16 protein-coding genes are annotated in these 19696 nt (G+C 44.3%); 12 read left to right on the plus strand and 4 right to left on the minus strand.

All coding sequences use genetic code 11. The annotated features are described in order from the left end of the window. Positions 1-4: 4 nt before the first annotated feature. The 7 genes from trpCF to KIH87_RS11480 all read left to right on the plus strand — a co-directional run bounded on the left by trpCF (position 5) and on the right by KIH87_RS11480 (position 7615). Positions 5-1336 carry a bifunctional indole-3-glycerol-phosphate synthase TrpC/phosphoribosylanthranilate isomerase TrpF gene (gene trpCF / locus KIH87_RS11450; RefSeq protein WP_232361472.1) on the plus strand — a complete coding sequence of 444 codons (1332 nt, stop codon included), beginning with the start codon at positions 5-7 and terminating at the stop codon, positions 1334-1336. Positions 1337-1353: 17 nt separating this feature from the next. Further along, complete coding sequence (gene trpB / locus KIH87_RS11455; RefSeq protein WP_232358005.1) at positions 1354-2553, plus strand: tryptophan synthase subunit beta; 1200 nt, start codon at positions 1354-1356, stop codon at positions 2551-2553. A gap of 4 nt (positions 2554-2557) precedes the next feature. Continuing rightward, positions 2558-3367, plus strand: a complete 810-nt coding sequence (gene trpA, locus KIH87_RS11460; protein WP_232358006.1) for a tryptophan synthase subunit alpha — start codon at positions 2558-2560, stop codon at positions 3365-3367. A gap of 18 nt (positions 3368-3385) precedes the next feature. Beyond that, positions 3386-3685 carry a YciI family protein gene (locus KIH87_RS11465; RefSeq protein WP_232358007.1) on the plus strand — a complete coding sequence of 100 codons (300 nt, stop codon included), beginning with the start codon at positions 3386-3388 and terminating at the stop codon, positions 3683-3685. Positions 3686-4216: 531 nt separating this feature from the next. Next, complete coding sequence (locus tag KIH87_RS11470; RefSeq protein ID WP_232358008.1) at positions 4217-4681, plus strand: DUF2059 domain-containing protein; 465 nt, start codon at positions 4217-4219, stop codon at positions 4679-4681. A gap of 258 nt (positions 4682-4939) precedes the next feature. Next, the gene (locus KIH87_RS11475; RefSeq protein WP_232361473.1) at positions 4940-6910 is read left to right on the plus strand and encodes an alpha-amylase; all 1971 of its coding nucleotides are present in this window, start codon (positions 4940-4942) and stop codon (positions 6908-6910) included. A 270-nt stretch (positions 6911-7180) separates the two neighbouring features. Beyond that, entirely contained in the window at positions 7181-7615 is a 435-nt protein-coding gene (locus tag KIH87_RS11480) for a hypothetical protein (protein ID WP_232358009.1), read from the plus strand. Positions 7616-7760: 145 nt separating this feature from the next. Here KIH87_RS11480 and KIH87_RS11485 read toward each other — a convergent pair whose 3' ends face one another. Further along, positions 7761-9101, minus strand: coding sequence for a cytochrome P450 (locus tag KIH87_RS11485; protein WP_232358010.1), 1341 nt, complete (start codon positions 9099-9101; stop codon positions 7761-7763). 13 nt (positions 9102-9114) lie between these two features. Continuing rightward, positions 9115-11334, minus strand: a complete 2220-nt coding sequence (locus tag KIH87_RS11490; RefSeq protein ID WP_232358011.1) for a di-heme-cytochrome C peroxidase — start codon at positions 11332-11334, stop codon at positions 9115-9117. Between the two features lie 613 nt (positions 11335-11947). On the opposite strand from KIH87_RS11490, the gene KIH87_RS11495 reads away from it, so the two are divergent. From KIH87_RS11495 to KIH87_RS11505, 3 genes are read left to right on the plus strand one after another with little or no spacing between them, the layout of a single operon-like run. After that, complete coding sequence (locus KIH87_RS11495; RefSeq protein WP_232358012.1) at positions 11948-12208, plus strand: PepSY domain-containing protein; 261 nt, start codon at positions 11948-11950, stop codon at positions 12206-12208. Positions 12209-12220: 12 nt separating this feature from the next. Continuing rightward, positions 12221-12895 carry a response regulator transcription factor gene (locus KIH87_RS11500; protein ID WP_232358013.1) on the plus strand — a complete coding sequence of 225 codons (675 nt, stop codon included), beginning with the start codon at positions 12221-12223 and terminating at the stop codon, positions 12893-12895. Continuing rightward, the gene (locus KIH87_RS11505) at positions 12892-14214 is read left to right on the plus strand and encodes an ATP-binding protein (RefSeq protein ID WP_232358014.1); all 1323 of its coding nucleotides are present in this window, start codon (positions 12892-12894) and stop codon (positions 14212-14214) included. Before KIH87_RS11500 ends, KIH87_RS11505 begins: the two co-directional genes overlap by 4 nt. A 164-nt stretch (positions 14215-14378) precedes the next feature. Here KIH87_RS11505 and pdsO read toward each other — a convergent pair whose 3' ends face one another. After that, positions 14379-15134, minus strand: a complete 756-nt coding sequence (gene pdsO / locus KIH87_RS11510) for a sortase-associated OmpA-like protein PdsO (RefSeq protein ID WP_232358015.1) — start codon at positions 15132-15134, stop codon at positions 14379-14381. A gap of 469 nt (positions 15135-15603) precedes the next feature. Between pdsO and pdsR the strand changes: the two genes are divergently transcribed. Together pdsR and pdsS are read left to right on the plus strand one after the other, a co-directional pair. Further along, positions 15604-16299: a proteobacterial dedicated sortase system response regulator gene (gene pdsR, locus KIH87_RS11515; RefSeq protein WP_232358016.1), complete on the plus strand. Its 696-nt coding sequence runs from the start codon at positions 15604-15606 to the stop codon at positions 16297-16299. Between the two features lie 24 nt (positions 16300-16323). After that, positions 16324-18555: a proteobacterial dedicated sortase system histidine kinase gene (pdsS, locus tag KIH87_RS11520; protein WP_232358017.1), complete on the plus strand. Its 2232-nt coding sequence runs from the start codon at positions 16324-16326 to the stop codon at positions 18553-18555. Here the strand turns inward: pdsS and KIH87_RS11525 are convergent. After that, on the minus strand, positions 18552-19604 hold the full coding sequence (locus KIH87_RS11525; RefSeq protein WP_232358018.1) for an AI-2E family transporter: 1053 nt from the start codon (positions 19602-19604) through the stop codon (positions 18552-18554). The genes pdsS and KIH87_RS11525 overlap by 4 nt on opposite strands. Between the last annotated feature and the right edge of the window lie 92 nt (positions 19605-19696).

Genomic DNA, 19696 nt, shown 5'->3' on the forward strand with positions numbered 1-19696 from the left:
TGGCATGAAAGAAAAACTTCCTCTGGAGGAAGTGAAGAAAAACCTGACACCTTCGGAGAAAAGTCTCTATTGCGCTTTGGCGGAGCCTCATGCTGGATTTATTCTGGAATGTAAGAAAGCCTCACCATCCAAAGGGCTAATTCGTGAGAATTTCGATCTGGATGAGATCCTGGCAGCTTACACCCCACACGCCAGCGCTATTTCCGTGCTCACTGACGAGAAATACTTCCAGGGCAGTTTCGACTACTTGAAATACGTTACCGACCGAGTAGAACAACCGGTATTAAACAAAGACATCTTTATCGACCCCTATCAGGTTTATCTGGCTCGTTATTATAATGCCGATGCGATTCTGCTTATGTTGTCTGTACTCACCGACGAAGAGTTCGTAGAAATGGCAGAAATAGCCAAAGAGTTAAATCTGGATGTTCTAACAGAAGTGAGCAATGTCGCCGAAGCGCAACGAGCATTAAAACTGGGCGCTAATATGATCGGTATCAATAACCGTAACTTGCGCGACCTGAGCACCGATCTGGCAACAACCGAACAACTTGCTCCTCTGTTATCAACACCAGATCATGCAGATTGCCTGCTGATTTCAGAATCAGGCATCTATACTAATCAGGACGTACGCAGACTGTCTCCTTTAGTGGATGGCTTTTTAGTCGGTAGTTCACTAATGGCGCAAAAAGACTTGCCGCAAGCGGTTACCGAGCTAGTTCATGGCAAAGTCAAAGTATGCGGTATTACCCGTGAACAGGATGCATTAGTGGCAAAAGCGAAAGGCGCTACGTATTTAGGTTTAATCTTTGCTGATGTTTCCAAACGAAAGATCGACCTGGCAACAGCTCAAGCCATCACTCAGGCTTGCCCGCATCGTTATGTCGGCGTGTTCGTGGATGAAGATATTTCACTGGTAGTGGATCACGCTAAAGCCTTGAATCTGGTTGCCGTACAACTGCACGGTAATGAAGATCAGGAATACATCATTCGCCTACGCGGCGCATTACCGATGAACTGTGAAATTTGGAAAGCAAAAGGCGTAACAAACAAGCTACCGGCAATGGATGAAACTGACGTGGATTACTTCCTGTTAGATTGCCAAACCGATGACCAAAGTGGCGGCACAGGCAAGAGCTTCGATTGGCGTTTGTTAGACACCTTAGCCGACAAGAGCCACCTGATTCTGGCTGGTGGATTACGCCCCAGCAACATTGCAACGGCAGCCGCCAGCGGTGTTGCCTGTATCGACATCAATTCAGGTGTTGAAAGCGCTCCGGGCATCAAAGATGAAGAATTATTGAGTAGTGCATTTGCTGCACTGAGAGAATATTAGGATTGGTTGAAGTATTAATGAATAAGTTAGAAAGTAAATTTGGTGATTTCGGTGGCATGTACGTACCGGAATTGCTTATCCCGGCTCTGGATCAATTAGAGCAGGAGTTTATTGCCGCACAGGCTGATCCTGAATTTCAGGCTGAGTTTTTATCACTATTGAAAAACTATGCAGGTCGCCCAACGGCATTGACTAAAACCCGTAATCTGGTCAGTAATCCTAATGTGAAGCTTTACCTGAAACGTGAAGACTTATTACATGGCGGCGCGCACAAAACCAATCAGGTATTGGGGCAAGCCCTGCTAACCAAGCGTATGGGTAAAAAGTACGTTATTGCTGAAACCGGCGCAGGTCAACATGGTACAGCCACAGCTTTAGCTTGTGCATTATTAGGCTTAAAAGCGCGTATTTACATGGGCGCCAAAGACGTTGAACGCCAGGCTCCAAACGTATTTAGAATGCGTTTAATGGGTGCAGAAGTGATTCCGGTTGATTCAGGTTCAGGCACGCTAAAAGACGCGGTAAATGAAGCCATGAGAGACTGGTCCGCCAGCTATGAAGATACTCATTATCTATTAGGCACAGCCGCGGGCCCTCACCCATTCCCAACTATCGTCAGAGAATTCCACCGTATGATTGGTGAAGAAACGCGAGCGCAAATACTGGAACAGGAAGGCCGTTTGCCTGATGCTGTCGTCGCCTGTGTCGGCGGCGGCTCCAATGCCATCGGCATGTTTGCCGATTTCATCGACGAACCGAGTGTCCGTTTAGTTGGCGTCGAGCCCGGCGGTAAAGGTATTCACACTGGTGAGCATGGCGCAGCGATTTGCACAGGTAGCAAAGGCATATTGCACGGTACTTATAGCTACATCATGCAAGACAAAGAAGGCCAAATTGAAGAATCTTATTCTGTCTCTGCCGGTTTGGATTACCCTGCGGTTGGCCCACAACATGCCTATTTGCATGATATTGGTCGCGCGGAATATGTTGCCATTAACGATGACGAAGCCTTGAATGCTTTCCAGCTACTGGCACAAAAAGAAGGTATTATTCCTGCTCTGGAATCTTCACACGCGCTTGCCCATGCGCTGAACATGGCGGATGAAGCAGAAGATGGCACAGTTATCGTGGTGAACCTGTCTGGGCGTGGCGACAAAGATCTTGCTCACGTCTATGACATCATCGGCGATCGTATTACCAGCGCTAAGGGAGAATAAGGAAATGGATAGATATCAAGCTATGTTCGCTCGTTTAAATGAGCTGAATCAAGGCGCTTTTGTGCCCTTTGTTACTCTTGGTGATCCGGATATTGAAACCTCACTCGCGATTGTCGATAAGATGATCACCAGTGGTGCGGATGCGTTGGAACTGGGTATTCCCTTCTCCGACCCTATTGCTGATGGCCCAACGCTGCAAAAGGCCAGCATTCGCGCTCTGGAACAAAAGGTAACGCCGAGTGATTGCTTAAACATCATCGCTCAAATTCGTGTAAATCATCCCGACACGCCTATTGGCTTGCTGCTGTATAGCAACCTGGTAATGGCTAAGGGCATTGATCATTTTTACGAACAAGCAGCGAAAGCTGGTGTTGATTCAATTCTGATTGCCGACGTTCCGGTACGAGAAGGCGCTCCGTTTAGAGCGGCAGCGAAAAAGCACAATATCAAACAAATATTGATCGCTCCGCCCAATGCCAGTGAAGAAACCTTACAAGCCATCGCTGAACACAGTGAAGGCTATACCTATTTACTGGGGCGTGCCGGTGTAACAGGGACAGAAACCGCAGCAGAAATGCCAGCGGGTGAACTGGTACAACGATTGGAAGCCTTAAATGTTGCACCGCCGATTATTGGTTTTGGTATCTCCAAACCGGAACAGGTAAAAGCAGCCATTGCTGCGGGCGCAGCAGGCGCGATCTCCGGTTCAGCGACAGTGAAAATCATTGAGCAACACCTTGATGATCAACAAGCTATGTTATCTGAGCTAGGCAATTTCATTGCCGATATGAAAGCCGCTACGCAAAAAGGCTAAAGATAAGGATAAACAACCATGTATTACATGATTTATTCAGAAGATGTGGAAAACAGCTTACCACTGAGAAAACAGGCTCGTCCTGCTCATTTGGAACGCTTGCAGTTGTTAAAGCAACAAGGTCGATTATTGGCGGCGGGGCCATTACCTGCAGTGGATAGCGGTGATGCACCAGAAGCTGGCTTCACTGGTTCATTGGTGATTGCTGAATTTAGCAGCCTGGAAGACGCGCAAAGCTGGGCGGATGCCGACCCTTACATTGCTGCGGGCGTCTACGCTCGCTCAACGGTTAAGCCTTATAAAGTGGTATTGCCCTAAATTAGTTGTGATTAGTTACGAGTCATCTACAGAAATTAATCGCAGACTCGCCGTTAATCCGTCCATGGAGGCTCCACCGTCGCTTCCCTGCGACGGAGGGTCTGCTCATAATTCTCTCTAAATAGCTGTGTTTAATTGTCAGTCACCCATAGAGATTTATCGCAAACTCGCCGTGGATACTTCCATGTAGGCTCCACAGCCGCATCCCTGCGGCTGAGGGTTTGCTCCTAATTCTCTACAGGTGACTGATAGTTTGGAACAGGTATGTAGATGGCTGGTGATTTAGAGCAATTGTTTAGCCTATCGTTTTCAAAATTGTATTCCAAATTGAGTTATTGCCAGTCCTTTTCGAAGCCATTACACTCTGGCTTCGAGAGGTTGGCTAGTTTGACTTATCACTTTTGTTTAGCTTTCTGAACGATTCAATGGATGCGTCAAAGCATTGTAGGAATAGATAGTCAGGAAAGGATAGTCAGAAGATACTGTGATACATTGTCACCTCGATCATTTAATCGTTATAAGGGAAATGGAATGAAAAAAATCATTATTACACTGGCCGCAGTCTTATCTTTCAGCTCTTCCACATTCGCAGAATCTCTGGAAACCAAATACCAATTGGTTGAGCAACTCATCGAAGTTTCTGACGCCCGTTATCAATACGAAATGGTAATGGGTATGATGAAAGACCAAATGCAGACACAAATGGAAAGCGATTTATCACCCCAATTACAGCAAGCTCTTGATGGCATGTTGAGCTGGGATGAACTGATGAAACCTATGTTTTCTGTCTATGCAGAAGTGTATTCAGAAGAAGAATTGCGTGGTCTCATCGCTTTTTATGATTCCCCAATTGGCAAAGCGTTTCTTATCAAGTCTCCTATCGCCGCACAAAAATCCATGGCCGTAATGCAAGAATGGATGGCTAAGAATATGGCAAAAATGAAGCAGTTAGCGAAAGAGTCGATAGAAGAAGCAAAAAAGACTCAGAAACAATAATCCTCAAAACAAGGTGTCTACAATAGGCACCTTGTTATTCAACACTTCCTATTTCTAACCATCTTATATTCATAAACCTGCATACGTATTCAATTTGATAATCCTTTTGGGTTGATATCTACTCAACCGTTAACGAAGTGTTAACGGTTTGTAACACCCTGTACCCATAACATTTATATACATTCTTTAATCAAGACGTACTCAAAACAGGAGCGGACAATGAAACAACGTTTATCAGCTGTTGCAGCTGGTGTAGGTATGCTGATGTCTTCGCAGGCATTTGCGGTTGCACAACCCACAACTTTTGTACATTTATTTGAATGGAGCTGGCAGGATGTCGCTCAAGAGTGTGAGCAGTTTCTTGGCCCTAAAGGATATGCCGCAGTGCAGGTTTCCCCTCCTAATGAACATATACAAGGTTCTCAATGGTGGACACGCTACCAACCTGTGAGTTATGCCCTGGAAAGCCGTGGTGGTACAAGAGCTCAATTTATCGACATGGTAAATCGTTGTAATACCGCTGGCGTTAAAATCTATGCTGACGCAGTGATTAACCACATGGCTGCAGGAAGTGGTACTGGCACTAACGGTAGCAATTTCGGCAGCAAAAGCTATCCCAATTACAGCCCTCAGGATTTTCACGGTACTTGTACCATTAACCCCGGAGATTACGGTAGCGACAGATGGCGCGTACAAAACTGTGAGTTGGTAGGACTGCCCGATCTCAATACCAGTGATAACTATGTACAAACCACCCTTGCCAACTATCTCAATGACTTATTGAACATTGGCGTGGATGGTTTTCGTTTTGATGCTTCCAAGCATATGTCGGTCACAGACATTCAAGGCGTTATGGCGAAAGTCAATGGCACGCCGTTCCTGTTTCAGGAAGTCATCGATCAAGGTGGTGAAGTTATCACCTCGGGCGAATACACCAGCAGTGGTCTGGTCACTGAGTTTAAATACTCCACCAAACTCGGCGACACCTTCCGCAATGGTCAATTATCCTGGTTAAGCAACTTTGGTGAAGCATGGGGCTTCCTGCCCTCCAGTTCTGCTGTGGTATTTGTCGATAATCACGATAACCAACGCGGTCATGGTGGCGGTGGTAGTGTTATCACTTTTGAAGATGGCCGTCTTTACGATTTAGCTAACGTCTTTATGCTTTCCTGGCCTTATGGCTACCCGAAAGTCATGTCCAGCTATAACTACAATGGAAATACTGATGCCGGTGGCCCAAGCGTACCCGTGCATAATGGCGGAACCCTGGAGTGTTTCGGTAGCAACTGGAAATGCGAGCATAGATGGTCATACATTGCTGGAGCGGTTGATTTTAGAAATAACGTCAACGATAACTGGACAACAACTAACTGGTGGGATAACGGTAACAACCAGATTTCATACGGTCGCGGCAGTTCAGGCCATGTTGCCATTAACAAAGAATCCTACAGCATGACCAGCACTGTACAAACCTCTATGGCAGCGGGTCAATACTGTAACGTTCTAAAAGGTGAATTAGCCGCTGATGGTCAATCCTGTACCGGTGAAGTCATCACTGTTAATGCCAATGGCACCATCAACCTGAATGTTCCTTCCTGGGATGCTATGGCTATTCATCAGGGAGCAAAAATTGAAGGAGGCGTTACACCTCCACCAGCAGGAGACTGGCAACGTACGGTGATCTTCATTCAGGCACAAACGCAATCGGGTCAGGATATGTTTATCCGTGGCGGTATCGACCATACCTACGCCAACAATAATCTTGGCAGAAATTGTCAAACTACCAATTTTGAATGCGCTTTACCCATCGTTCATAACAACCTTCGCAATGCTACCACAGCGCCTTGGAAGGCTAATGATGATTACCTTGATTGGTATGGTGTAGAAGCAGGTCAAAGCGCATCCGCTGAAGGCACTGCGTTGGATTGGACAACTAACCTTTGGCCTTCAAGCTGGGGAGCACTTAAAACCGTTGCCGTTGATGGTTATGGTGAAGAGCCACTTAACATTTGGGGTCAGCATTACTGGATGTTAGATGTTGATATGGATTGCAGTAAAACCGTCAATGGCTGGTTTGAATTGAAAGCCTATGTGAAAAATGGCCAGGGCTGGGAAAACAACATCGCTCAATCCGGTACGCCCTATGCGTCTCAAAACCATATGGCCCAATGCGGTAAAATCAATAAGTTTGAATTTAATTTAAACACTGTTGAGATTAGAAACTTTTAATCAAACAGTAAGAAGAAAATAACAAAGTAACGAGCACTATGCTTGGAACACAGGGATGTGTTCTATCCCATACTGATGGATTTTAATCTCTTAACTTCCAATTAATGCCCGATTTTTGTCAAATATCCCCTGCCCGTCAGAACGCTAAAATTCTTTAAGAATATTTTCCTTCAATACCAAACAAATTATTCAACAAGGATCTAAGCAGAAGCTTTAGTAAAAATCCTTTGCGCCGATACCCTAAGCATCAGCGAACATGGGATTCAAACAATGAGCAATTCAACACAATTACTGAAAAACCTGAAAGGGGTTGTAATAGGTACTGTTGTTTTGGCAAGTACCATGTTAACTGGCTGCATTCAAAGCAATGCTGCTGAAAAGTTTGCTTATTCCAGCACAGCACCTGTATCAGAATCGGCAATTAAAGCAGTTAATTCCAGCTTTTACACCAATTTCGCAGCAGGCGGTTGGTACTATAAAGGTGCAGAGGCAATTAACGGCACTATTAACGCTTATATTCAAATTCCAAGTCGTTTGGATATGAACCAAAGCGATCAAAAGAATTACTTGCGTCAGGCGATTTGTCCGTCAACGGCGAAAAAAGAATTCTGGAACCAGTTACAAGGGATCCCACTGTCAGTGCATATCTATACCTACAACAAGAAGTTTACGGTATACGCACATTGTGAGAACCCAACAGTTTAGCGGTAATTTGGACGAAACTGCTACCACCGCAAAGGCTTGATATAGAGTGTTTTGGACAACGCTTTACTTCAACGACCCCTCAGTCAATGCCAGGTGGACTTCAAGAAAGGGGCTTACGCCCCTTTTGCTTGTTTAGCCTATAGATCTATACCTTCCAGGTTAAGCAATATTCTTCAGGAAATGGGCCATTCTTGTAATCAATCGGCGCTTGCTCTTCCAGCTCAGGCAATTGAACAATATGTCTCACCATTTCAGGGATCATCACCATCCCGACATATTTCCCCATACATTCATGAGAGCCAAAACCAAAATTAAAATGATGATACCAATTTCGGTTTGGATTAAATTCGGTTGGGTTCTCGTAAGCATATTCATCGAACATTGCCGACTGGGTTAGCAACAGAACATTGGTTCCGGCTTTCACCTTGGTTTCGTATTCGGTGCCTTTGGCAATACTGGTATCAATAGAAGCCTGACGGAACATATAAGGGCTTATTGGCACAAAACGCAACGCTTCCCACACCATCGCATCAAACAAATAGGTATCTTCCAATGCAGCGTTTTTTTTCAGTTCCGCAAGCTTATCAGGCTGTTGAATGAAGAACTGAAGCGCCTGGGCAACGGCTTGTGATGTGGTTTCAATGGCACCTATCAACAAGCCACCAATATTGATGCCTTTACGCAATACATCAAACTTAACATCATCATCAAAACTGGATTTTAAGATCCGTGTCGCTATGTCATCTTTCATGACATCAGGTTTGCCGTTTTTTAAATATTCGTAAACCAATCGGAATAAATAAAACACCCCCAAAAATTTGTGCTTCAAAGCATCAAGCTTTATCGACACCAACTTTCTACCCACTAGCTTCGCAATGTATTTACCCAGTTCTGCCGACGCCTTGTTGTGTTCGTCAGTAATATGTTTGCTTAGCTCCGGGGAGTTCAAATCAAAAGGCTGGTTGTGAAAAGCGTCATATTGATTCCATAAAGACCAGCGCAAGAGATCCTTTATCTCTGCACCATCCAGACCAAAATAGTCTCTCACCAATACCGCAGGCACATAACGAGTATATTCATTAACCACTTCGATCTTGCCATTTTTACTGGCAAGTACCTCTTCACAGGTTTGTGCAATGAGCTTGCGGATACCTGGCAAATCTTCACGATTTAACATGCCTTGCATCAAGGATTTTTCCCGATAGTGCAACGCATCATCATCGTGCGCCATCAAATACCCTTCTTCAGTATCGGTGACTCCCATCTTTGACTTGTACAAATTAACTGTGAACACCTTAGGCATTTTCAGCAAATTAGTGATATCGCCAAAACGTGACACCAGAGTACATTCTGGCGTCACCAAGATAGGCCGCTCTTTACGCAGTTGCGCAAAGAAAGGCAAAGGTTCCGACTTCATCCACTTACGTACAAGAGGATATTTTTGATCGTCAGGAGTGGCATCATACTCCGCCAGGTAGTCAGTCATTCTTCGCTACTCCTTACAATGTTTTCAGGAACTCAAGCAGTTCCAAACGTTCTTGTTTATCTAAAGCTGGAAGAACTTCTCCACTAGGCTGCGCGGTTTTACCGGCAGCATATTCATGCCCCCAATTTGAGTTCCCTTCATTGGCAGTGTTGAATTCAAATCCATCAAAGTTTTCGTATACAAAGCCGACTTTAACAGGATCAAACTCGCGTTTACCTACTTTGAAAGAATCCGGTCTGTATTCACCATCATCAGGATCGCCTTCACGTTTCACAGGCAACAATAAGTCGTACAAGGTAGGTACTGAACCATTATGTAAATAAGGTGCGGTTGCCCAGATACCATTTAAGGAACGCGCCTTATAGGCAAGTAAGGAGTTATAAGGATTTGCGGTGGTATCAGGCTCGTAATTACCGGCTTTCAAACTGGGTTTAATCTTGTTTTCAGTGAAAGACATGAACAAGGTGTATATCCAATCCAGCAAACTCTCTAACCAGTTTTTGTCAGGATCAGGGGTCGCCACCACACCCTTTGTCGCCGATGTCAGAATTTGTACCACAGGAGCATACTCTTCAATCACCACATCGCCGCCAACATCGACACTTTGCAAGGTGTCTTCAAAATTACCGGAATAGCCTTTATAGGTAACGCTGTTCATTGCCATTTTAGGATCCGTGCCAATCGCTTCCAGCTTGGACATTTTCGCCACCATTAAACGATCCCAGTTATCTCGCTGGATCACTTCGTGACAAGCCTGACAATATTCCTGATATAGCAATCTACCTTTATCGGCTTTCTCGGCATCTATCGCCCAATCTGAAACATCGACACCTTGTTGTGCCAGTTTTTCGGCCGCATCAACCCATAACGGCGATTGCAAACTCTTTAAACGAGATTCCAGCAAACCCAAATTATGCAGGTCGATAGATGAGTCAAACACCATCTTGTTTTGCTTGCGTTGCTGCCCGCTGAGGTAAGCACCAAGGTTAAAACCCGCATCAGATTCTTTCCAATCCAGTATGCCGAACACACCTATGACTTCTCCGGTATTTCGACCTAAAGGCCCCAAACCAGCGTTATTAGCCAAGCCATTCCACTGAACGTAATCCGATTGCGCAATATCCCAAAGAAAGGGATAACTGACAGGCGCATCAGGTTCATTGAAAAATGCATTACGAACACGCAGCATGTCTCGTTGATTTAACCCAGGCATTCCCGGTTCTTTTGATTGCAATCGGGAAACCAGCAAATAAAACTGATCATCGTTCATGATGGTCTTATTCATGCCAGCCAAAACATTCTTTATCTCAGCGTCAGTCAGGATTCTTTCACCCGTTGCACCAACCACCGAAGACAATATGCCCGCCGCTTGCTCACTATTGATCACATGCTGCAATACACGATTATAAATGCGACCAAAGGCATCAAGACGAGCATATCCATAACGACTGCTCTTTTTCACATGATTAACAGTGTTATATAACTCGACAACATTGGCCCACTTGGTCAGCCCGACAATCACTTCATCTGGCGTATCAAAATCGTTGTTGCGAGCCAACACTCTGTCAATAAAACGTTTTTGTTTGGCAGAATCTTTCAGGGTTTCGTCCATCGCTCTTTCCAGCGCATGAAGCAAACCTACCATATCCGCCATACTGGGGCCGCCATCAATACGTAGCGCCTGGCCAGAATAGTTCACCTGACCGGTATGACATGCCGCGCAAGTAAAACCGACATAGTCGCCGCCCTGATATTCATCTCGAACAAAACCCACGGGTAATCCGTCCGGGTTAAACTTACTGGCGTGTTGAGGCAAATAACGGAAGTGATCAATAAAAGAAGAGTCAGTGACCAGCGTTTCTGAACCTTCCTGTTCCAAAGAAACAAAAAAGTCATAGGGCATTAAGCCCGAACCTTGTGTTGTGTTGTAAAACCAGAGGCTATCAGAGGCAGACCAACCTTGCTCCAGATATAACGGCGTTGCGTATGTTTCACCTAACCAACCATTTTCAATACCTTTTGCACCGCGATCCTGTAAATCATCGCGACTTTCAGCCCATTTAACGACGTAAACATAAAATGAAGACAAAAGAAACAACACCAATATTGTGACGACCAGCCATTTCAGCAGCCTCCATAAAGTGCGTTTAAAAGTGATCGCTTGGCCATCCCTGTTCTTATTGGTCAGAATTTCCCTAAGAACATGAATGTAAACCCCTGAACCGTTTGACATAATTTATCCCCGCATCCCAAAAAGCAAACCCACTGAATATAGACAATTTATTTTTCCTTACAACACCTATTAATAACATTCGTGTATTTTTTATTACCAAATGAGATATTTGCAAATGATACACTCAAATAAACATTAATAAGCATATGTAACTAATTGATTATAAAGCAAAGAAAAACAACCCCGTGAAACCACCTTTAAATAGTTAATATCACGGGCTTTTAATAAAAAATGAAAAGAAAAACAGAAGTGAAAATAAAGCCCAAATATTTATATCACTTTAACCTCATAAGAAAGCAGATAAAAACATGTCGAAAAGATGAGATATTTAGGCACATTTTGAGCTCGAACATACAAAACGACTTAATCGAACAATGATATTCAAGGTTATCTCAGCCGTAATTCAGTTATGATTCAGTGACTCACAAATAGGCTTGTTAATTTGTATCAAGCAAGGCATAGGCTGCGAATAAGACTATTATGACAGTGCGAAACCAATGCCTACTTTATTGAAGTTATTCGAAATAGCAGAATGGATAGCAAAACGGCAAAACCATCAATATGATATCAATCCAATTTCAGCTTCCCCGAGTCTTTTTGAGATTAGCGTTGAATGCGTAATCTAATATTCATCATCTCTTTGCTAACCACTCTCTCGGTATTTGCCTGGCAACAGCAAGATACCAACGATGATTATGCGGATAACAAAGCACAAGCCGCACGCAAAGCTAAACTGAAAGTTCAGGGACGAATATTAAAAGTTGAACAACTGCAAACAATATATAAAGTTAAACTACTGCAAAAATCAGGACGCGTTGTCACTGTCGAGATCAAACGTACCGTCCAAATACAAACACCGCTTAAGCCAATGTAAAGAAGGTCATAAATGAGATTATTAATAGTTGAAGACGACAGCCGATTATTGACCCAACTTGATCAACTCATGCAACAGCAAGGTTATAGTGTCGACCTCGCTGACGATGGACAAAAAGCCAAATTCCTGATGCAAGAGTATCCGTACGACGCCGCGATTGTGGATGTAGGGCTACCGTTACTGGATGGTTTTGAGCTCATTCGTCAGGTTAGAAAAGACAATATCACCACCCCTATTTTACTTCTCACGGCTCGTGACCGCTGGCAAGAAAAAGTAGAAGGTTTAGAAGCAGGTGCTGATGACTACCTGACCAAGCCATTTCAGGAAGAGGAACTACTTGCCCGTATCAATGCACTGATAAGACGAGCTTCTGGTCAAGCAAGCCCTAAAATCACTATTGGGCCTATTTCTCTGGATACCGTGTCTCAAGAAGTCACCGTTAATGATGAAATTATGGATCTCACCGCTTACGAATATAAAGTGCTGGAATACCTGTTAATGAATCCTAAAAAGATCATTTCCAAAACAGAACTAACCGAGCATATTTACGATCAGGATTTTGATCTGGATAGTAACGTTATCGAAGTATTTGTTGGGCGATTACGTAAAAAACTCGACCCGGAAAACCAATACAAGCCCATCGAGACTTTACGAGGCAGAGGTTATAGAATGAATAGGCACTTATGAAACGTCTATCATTAAAAATTCGTATTTTTTCAGCAGCGCTTTTAGCGCTGTTGTTGTTTATTCCCATGATTGCCTATGCGCTTGAACGCGCTTATGTGGGCAGTTTATCTCATGCCATGCTGGAAAGAATGAGGGTACAAACTCTCACATTGATTTCAGAATTTGAGATCATTGGTAATATTTCCAACATGCCGGAATTAATTATTAATGGTCAATTCAATCTGCCAGAATCCGGCTTATATGGCATTATCACCCATGGCAATACCGTTATCTGGAAATCCCTTTCATCCATGAATTGGCCAGTTCCCATGGTTCCGAGTTTACCAGCGGTAGGCGAAGATCAATTCATTCAAATCCAACAAAATAGCCGTACTTTCTTTCTTCATACCTATACAGCCGAATTTTCTAATGGTGAAGAATTTAGAACTTTTAATTTTCACGTGTTTCAAGATAAGCGTAGCTTCGATGCCGAAGTCATGCATTTTCGTACCACCCTATGGTATTGGCTGGGCATTATTTCCATCATATTGCTGACATTACTGTATTTCACCCTGCAAACCGCGCTACGACCAATTGGCCGATTAGTCAATGAGATTCTTCGTATCGAAAAAGGCAACGCCAATAGAATCACAGACCAATACCCCACGGAACTGGAAAAACTGAAATCCAATTTGAATCATTTGCTCAACACGGAAGAAAACCAGCGCCAACGCTATAAAAACAGCTTGGGCGATCTGGCTCATAGCCTTAAAACTCCCCTTGCCGTACTTTCCGGTTTGCCCGACCTTCCCGCTCAAGGTCGAGAACCCGTTGAACAGATCAACAACATCATTCAACGACAATTAAAACGAGCCGTTGCTGGCACTGGAAGCCGTTGGAATCAGAAAACCCTGATCCGTCCTATTGCGCAAAAATTGTGCTCAGCGATGAGTAAAGTCTATCGGGACAAAGATATTGATTTTGAACTCAATATAACAAAAGACATTGGCTTCTTTGGGGATGAAACCGATTTAATGGAAATGCTGGGTAATCTGGTTGATAACGCCTGCAAAGCCGCAGAAAGTAAAGTCATCATTGAAGCCAAACGTACCGATTCACAATTATCGATTTGTGTCGCTGATGATGGCCCCGGGATCCCGGAAGACAAACGACAACTATTGATAGAACGAGGAAAACGCCTCGACAGCTACGAAAGCGGACAAGGCATTGGTATGGCGGTGGTTTCCGATTTGGTTTCAGCTTATGAAGGACGATTACTTATCGACAACGGCATGTTAGGTGGTGCTGTGATCACGATGGAATTTCCGCTTTCTAAATAGCACTTGTCAGAAGAATTAAGCTTCACATCCTTGTATATAACCTCATATATGGTCTCCTCCCGTATTGCAAGAATGCATTTTTTTGATAACAGGGACAGGTTTGCTGCCATATATGAGGTTAAGTTTTCCCTTATCACTCAAATTAAAATAATTCAGGAGATGATTTACTGTGAAGCCGTCATGACTTTGTCCGGATTATAAACTCGCAATAAAACGCGACGATCGAAGAAGTCGTTCTCCCAGTTCTGGCTCTGCACAATCGGTTGTTCTTCACCGTAGCTTACCGTTTCAATTTGTTTCTCTTGTACGCCATGAGCGATTAAAAAAGCCCTGACCGATTGCGCTCTTTGCTCCGATAACCCCTGATTGTAATCAGACTCTCCCCTGCGATCGGCATAGCCCTGAAGCGTTATCTTAAGCTGTGGTTGTTGTCTAAGCTGCTCGGCTAATTTGCCCAAACTGTCTTTGTAGTGTGGCAATAACTGATACGACGCCGATGTAAATTGAATATTGCTCTCTAGCGGCATCAGTTCAACGTTCGACTCCTGCTTCACCAACGCTTCTTTATAAAGCTCATTTTCCGCTTCATAGAGCTCGTTTTTCGCTAAAAGCGCCTGATATCGAGTCAACAACGCATCCAGCTCTTGTTGTCGCTGTTCCAGATGACTAATAAGCAAATCTTTCTCTTCCTTATTATCAGCATCCTCGGCAATTAACACTCCAGTAATACCCGCCACCATCGCGCCAATCGGGCCAGCAACAACGGCTCCAATGGCTAACCCGGAACTTAAGCCAATAATGCCGCGATGAGAAGAAGTCGTCTCATCCTGAGTTTCAGTGGGAGCAGCAGCAAGTTGACCACAAAATGCCAACCCAGTGATCAAGCTTGCCAAGCTGATTGATAAAGATGTTTTTTTCATTTGTTAAGTCTCCACAATATCCAATTATTTCTGCGTTTTCTTGTTCAAAGTAAGTGCACATAACTGCAAGTCGCCTACAGAAATTGATCGCAGACTCGCCGTCTCTTTATTTAAGAAAGAAATCCATTGAGGCTCCACAGCCGCTTCCCTGCGGCTGAGGGTCTGCTCACCAATTTCTGTAGGTAACTGATGATTTGGAACAGTTATGTAATAAAAACCTCAGCACCCTGAGCTCGGGATACTGAGGTGCGGAGTAACGGTGCTGGAAGATTGTTACGTATCCCGAGCTCAGGGTTATTAAACAGCCCGGAAATGACGTGAAACGGGAAACAAAATGGCAATGTGCAGATCAAATGTGGCAAGAAAATGGAAATTGCGCAGAACAGCTAGTTATTGCTGGCATCGCAGGCTTTTTTAGTTAACCATTCGCAATACAGGAACCAATATTAATCAAGGGCTCAGTTCATCCATGTCTAAACGCATCGCATTAATTGAAGACGATCCGGCCATTCGGGAAAACTATACCGCAGCGCTGCAACGTCAAGGTTATACCGTATTAAGCTTTGCCGACCGACCTTCAGCAGAAAGCGCGTTTAGTCAACGACTGCCGGACTTAGCCATTATTGATATTGGCCTACAGAATGAAATAGACGGCGGCTTTGCCTTGTGTCAGCAATTAAGAGGATTATCCAAAACTCTCCCTATTATCTTCTTCACTGCCAGAGATAACGATTTCGATACCATTTGTGGCTTACGCATGGGCGCTGATGATTACCTAACCAAAGACATCAGCCTGCCACACCTTATTGCCAGAATAGCCGCGCTATTCCGACGTTCAGAATTATTGTTAACCCCGGAACACCAAGAAGACATAGTGCAGCAAGGCAAGCTGAGAATGGACAGCAACCGCATGACAGTGAACTGGCAAGAACAACCGATTGAACTCACCGTAACCGAATTCTGGATGCTTCACGCCATTGCCAAATATGCAGGGCATGTTAAAAGCCGCCAGCAACTCATGGATGAATCGCGCATGGTCGTGGATGACACCACCATCACCTCGCACATTAAACGCATTCGTAAAAAGTTCATGCAACTGGATCCTGAATTTGATTCCATCGAAACCGTGTACGGTATGGGCTACCGTTGGAAGCGCAGCGTTTAGGCTTTAAATGAATAGAGATCCATTGTGACATTTCGCATCGGTATACGGCTCAAGCTGCTGTTTTTATCACTCTTCCTGTTTGCCATCCCCTGGCTTGGCTACCAATACGTTTGGGAGTTGGAAAGTTATTTGCGAGTGGGTCAGGAACAAACACTGGTAGGCACGGCCAGAGCCGTCGCAACGGCTCTGCACGAACGCCCCACTCTATTTAACAAGCAAGCCAGTTACCTCACCGATGTTAAACCCGGAACAGACTTGTACGCCCATCAGATCATCGACCCAATACAACTGGATGGTCGCTTGCAGGACTGGTTCGATTATCGCCATTTAGCGGTTCATTACGACGCTAAATACCTGTTGGATGACGTTGCAAACTATCGCGCCGAAGACCTTAACTTCACCCATATGATTGGCATTTACGGGGATTATCTTTACGCCTATTTTGAGGTACACGACGATTACATAAAAATGCGCCCTCGCAATAATTTAAGAATCGACCTGAATGATCATCTCTATATTGCACTCACCACACCTGAAGGCGAGTTCAAACGTTATATTGTCGCCAACTATCAACCAGGCTGGCTAAACACCTACGAACTTACCGATAATCTCGAATCGAATCGTCCGCAAAAACCTGAGCCCCGTATTCAAGGACATTGGCGTAATCACATTCCGGGTAGAGATAACTCAGGGAGTGGTTATAACATTGAGATCAGAATTCCACTCAACATGCTGGCGGATAATATCGCCTTTGCCATTGTCGATGTGGATGAAAACATTGATCAGGGTGCTCCAAATAACAGCGCACTGGAAAATCAAATCTTACGCATTGGTACAGCCAACCCCAATCAACCAGACTCCCTCGGCACGTTATTGGTTCCTTCGCCTGAAATAGAGAAGATCATCAAAGGCTTGCAATACTCTGGTGCTCGTATTTGGGTATTAGATAAACATCGGCGAGTCATGGCGCGTTCTGGTGATATATTGCAATCCACAGGTATGAACACAACATTGAGAGACAACACAGCTTCTGACCCTCAATGGTGGCAAAATGGATGGCAGTATATCGAGCAAGAATGGCTACTGCCTCTGTACTACAAAATACTCACCAAACCACCATCCGAGTTCATAGATGAATTACAAGACGCCTATGCCTTAGAAGGCAAAGATATTGAAAGTGCGCTAACCGGAAAGCCCGATGCGCTTTGGCGACTGACGCCTGACAACAAAGCTGTGATCCTTTCAGCCACTCATCCCATCTGGATTGATGGAACCGTAATGGGCGCGGTTGTGGTTGAACAAACCACTCATGGCATTCGCACCTTAAGAAACAAAGCGTTGGAAAAGCTGTTTAACGTCATTCTCGCGGTCATGTTTTCCGGCACTATCGTGCTATTTCTGTTCGCTTCGCGTATGTCTTTTCGTATTCGTAATCTGCGCAATCAAACCGAAGCCGCTATCGACCATAACGGCAAAATTATCGGCAATATTCCGCTTTCCAAAACCCAGGATGAAATTGGTGACTTGTCGAGGACTTTCCATAATGTATTAGGCAAGCTGAGCCAATATCATTACTACCTTGAAAATATGGCTTCGCGACTCTCTCACGAGCTGAGAACCCCGGTTGCCATCGTCAAGTCCTCAATGGAAAACCTTGCCATGCAACCTCAATCAGAAACCTCTCAAGCCTATGTAAACAGAGCACAGGAGGGCATAGCTCGCCTTAGCCAAATATTGAACAAAATGAGTGAAGCGTCTCGGTTGGAAAACGCATTACAGAGCACCGATACCGAAACATTTAATCTGCATGAACTTCTACAAGGCTGCTTGTTGGGTTACCAACTGGCCTACCCTGAAAATCACTTTGATTTGCAATCTGACTACCCCAAAGCAACATTAAAAGGTTCGCCGGATCTGTTTGTGCAAATGCTGGATAAGATCACGGCTAATGCCACCGAATTCAGCCCGAAAGAAGAAACTATTAATTTTAAACTGCAACAACAAGCCAATCAGCTCATATTACGAATTATCAATGTTGGCGCTCCGTTACCCAGCGACATGCAGCATCAATTGTTTGATTCAATGGTTTCGGTAAGAAAAGAGGCGCATTCTACAGCGCCTCATCTGGGTATCGGTTTATATATCGCGAAAATCATCGCCGAATATCATCAAGGAAAAATCAGTATCGACAATTATTCAGCCAAAGATGGAAGAGCTTCCGGCGTAGAAGTGCGCATTATATTTCCTATTCACTAGTTACTTTTCGGATTAACAACCTCGTCCATCTTGTCATCTGCCAATAGTTGAGCCAGCCATAGTGTATCCTGACGAGATTCAAGCATAATCTTGACAATCATGGTCAAAGGCACAGAAAGTAGCATACCGACCGTACCCAACAGCCAACCCCAAAATATCAAGGAAAGAAAGACCACTAATGTGGAAAGCCCCAAACCACGCCCCATATATTTAGGCTCAATCACATTTCCCATAACGGTATTCACCACTACATAACCTAACGCCACCAAACCGGCTTCCGGCAAGCTTAATTGCACAATCGCCAACAACACCGCAGGCACAGCCGCAATAATCGAACCGATATTAGGAATATAGTTAAACAGAAACGCTAGCACTCCCCACAACAGGAAGTGATCCAGGCCAAGGAAATACAGCCACAAACCAATCACCAAACCGGTGAACAAACTCACAACCGTTTTAATCACCAGATAGTTTTTCACCGACAACAACACCTTGTCGATTTGGCGCATTTTCATCTGTGGATCATCCAAAGCGATATGGATTTTCTTCGGTATTGAATCAGCTTCAAACAGCATGAAAATCACAGTCAGCAAAATCAGCAAGAAGTTAGTTAGTACCCCGCTCAATCCTGACAAAAGATTAGTTGCCATTCCCATAGCAATACCCGGATCGAGATAAGACAACAACTGCTGCTTGTCGAGTACGATATTAAAGGCAGCCAGCTTCTCCGCAGCCCACAAAAACTGATTCGTTAGTTGTTGCTTGTAAAGTGGCATTTTGGCAGAGAATTCATTCATGGACTGACCCACAAGCCCAGCCAACATAAAGCCAAAGATAACGATCAGAAAAATAACCAGCAGAATGGAAATGCCTTTAGGCACTTTGTACCGGGTCGCCCATTGAATAATTGGCGTACATGCCATTGCGATAAAAATCGATAACAGAAATGGAACGACAATGGTGCTGGCAGTTTTTATTCCGGCAAGTACAATAACCATCGAGGCCAAAACGATGAGAACTTTGGTCGATGCAGTAAATTTAGCTTCCATGTGCAATAACTCATTATTGTGTGTTGGGCAAAAGTAACAGATTCAAGTTTGGTTGCAAACGCAAACCAGACAGATAATAAGCACCTAGACAG

Source organism: Paraneptunicella aestuarii, assembly GCF_019900845.1.
GTDB lineage: Bacteria > Pseudomonadota > Gammaproteobacteria > Enterobacterales > Alteromonadaceae > Paraneptunicella > Paraneptunicella aestuarii.

Coding starts and splice junctions, on each gene's coding strand:
- trpCF (WP_232361472.1), top strand. CDS start 5: ATGAAAGAAAAACTTCCTCTGGAGGAAGTGAAGAAAAACCTGACACCT.
- trpB (WP_232358005.1), top strand. CDS start 1,354: ATGAATAAGTTAGAAAGTAAATTTGGTGATTTCGGTGGCATGTACGTA.
- trpA (WP_232358006.1), top strand. CDS start 2,558: ATGGATAGATATCAAGCTATGTTCGCTCGTTTAAATGAGCTGAATCAA.
- KIH87_RS11465 (WP_232358007.1), top strand. CDS start 3,386: ATGTATTACATGATTTATTCAGAAGATGTGGAAAACAGCTTACCACTG.
- KIH87_RS11470 (WP_232358008.1), top strand. CDS start 4,217: ATGAAAAAAATCATTATTACACTGGCCGCAGTCTTATCTTTCAGCTCT.
- KIH87_RS11475 (WP_232361473.1), top strand. CDS start 4,940: ATGCTGATGTCTTCGCAGGCATTTGCGGTTGCACAACCCACAACTTTT.
- KIH87_RS11480 (WP_232358009.1), top strand. CDS start 7,181: ATGAGCAATTCAACACAATTACTGAAAAACCTGAAAGGGGTTGTAATA.
- KIH87_RS11485 (WP_232358010.1), bottom strand. CDS start 9,101: ATGACTGACTACCTGGCGGAGTATGATGCCACTCCTGACGATCAAAAA.
- KIH87_RS11490 (WP_232358011.1), bottom strand. CDS start 11,334: ATGTCAAACGGTTCAGGGGTTTACATTCATGTTCTTAGGGAAATTCTG.
- KIH87_RS11495 (WP_232358012.1), top strand. CDS start 11,948: ATGCGTAATCTAATATTCATCATCTCTTTGCTAACCACTCTCTCGGTA.
- KIH87_RS11500 (WP_232358013.1), top strand. CDS start 12,221: ATGAGATTATTAATAGTTGAAGACGACAGCCGATTATTGACCCAACTT.
- KIH87_RS11505 (WP_232358014.1), top strand. CDS start 12,892: ATGAAACGTCTATCATTAAAAATTCGTATTTTTTCAGCAGCGCTTTTA.
- pdsO (WP_232358015.1), bottom strand. CDS start 15,134: ATGAAAAAAACATCTTTATCAATCAGCTTGGCAAGCTTGATCACTGGG.
- pdsR (WP_232358016.1), top strand. CDS start 15,604: ATGTCTAAACGCATCGCATTAATTGAAGACGATCCGGCCATTCGGGAA.
- KIH87_RS11525 (WP_232358018.1), bottom strand. CDS start 19,604: ATGGAAGCTAAATTTACTGCATCGACCAAAGTTCTCATCGTTTTGGCC.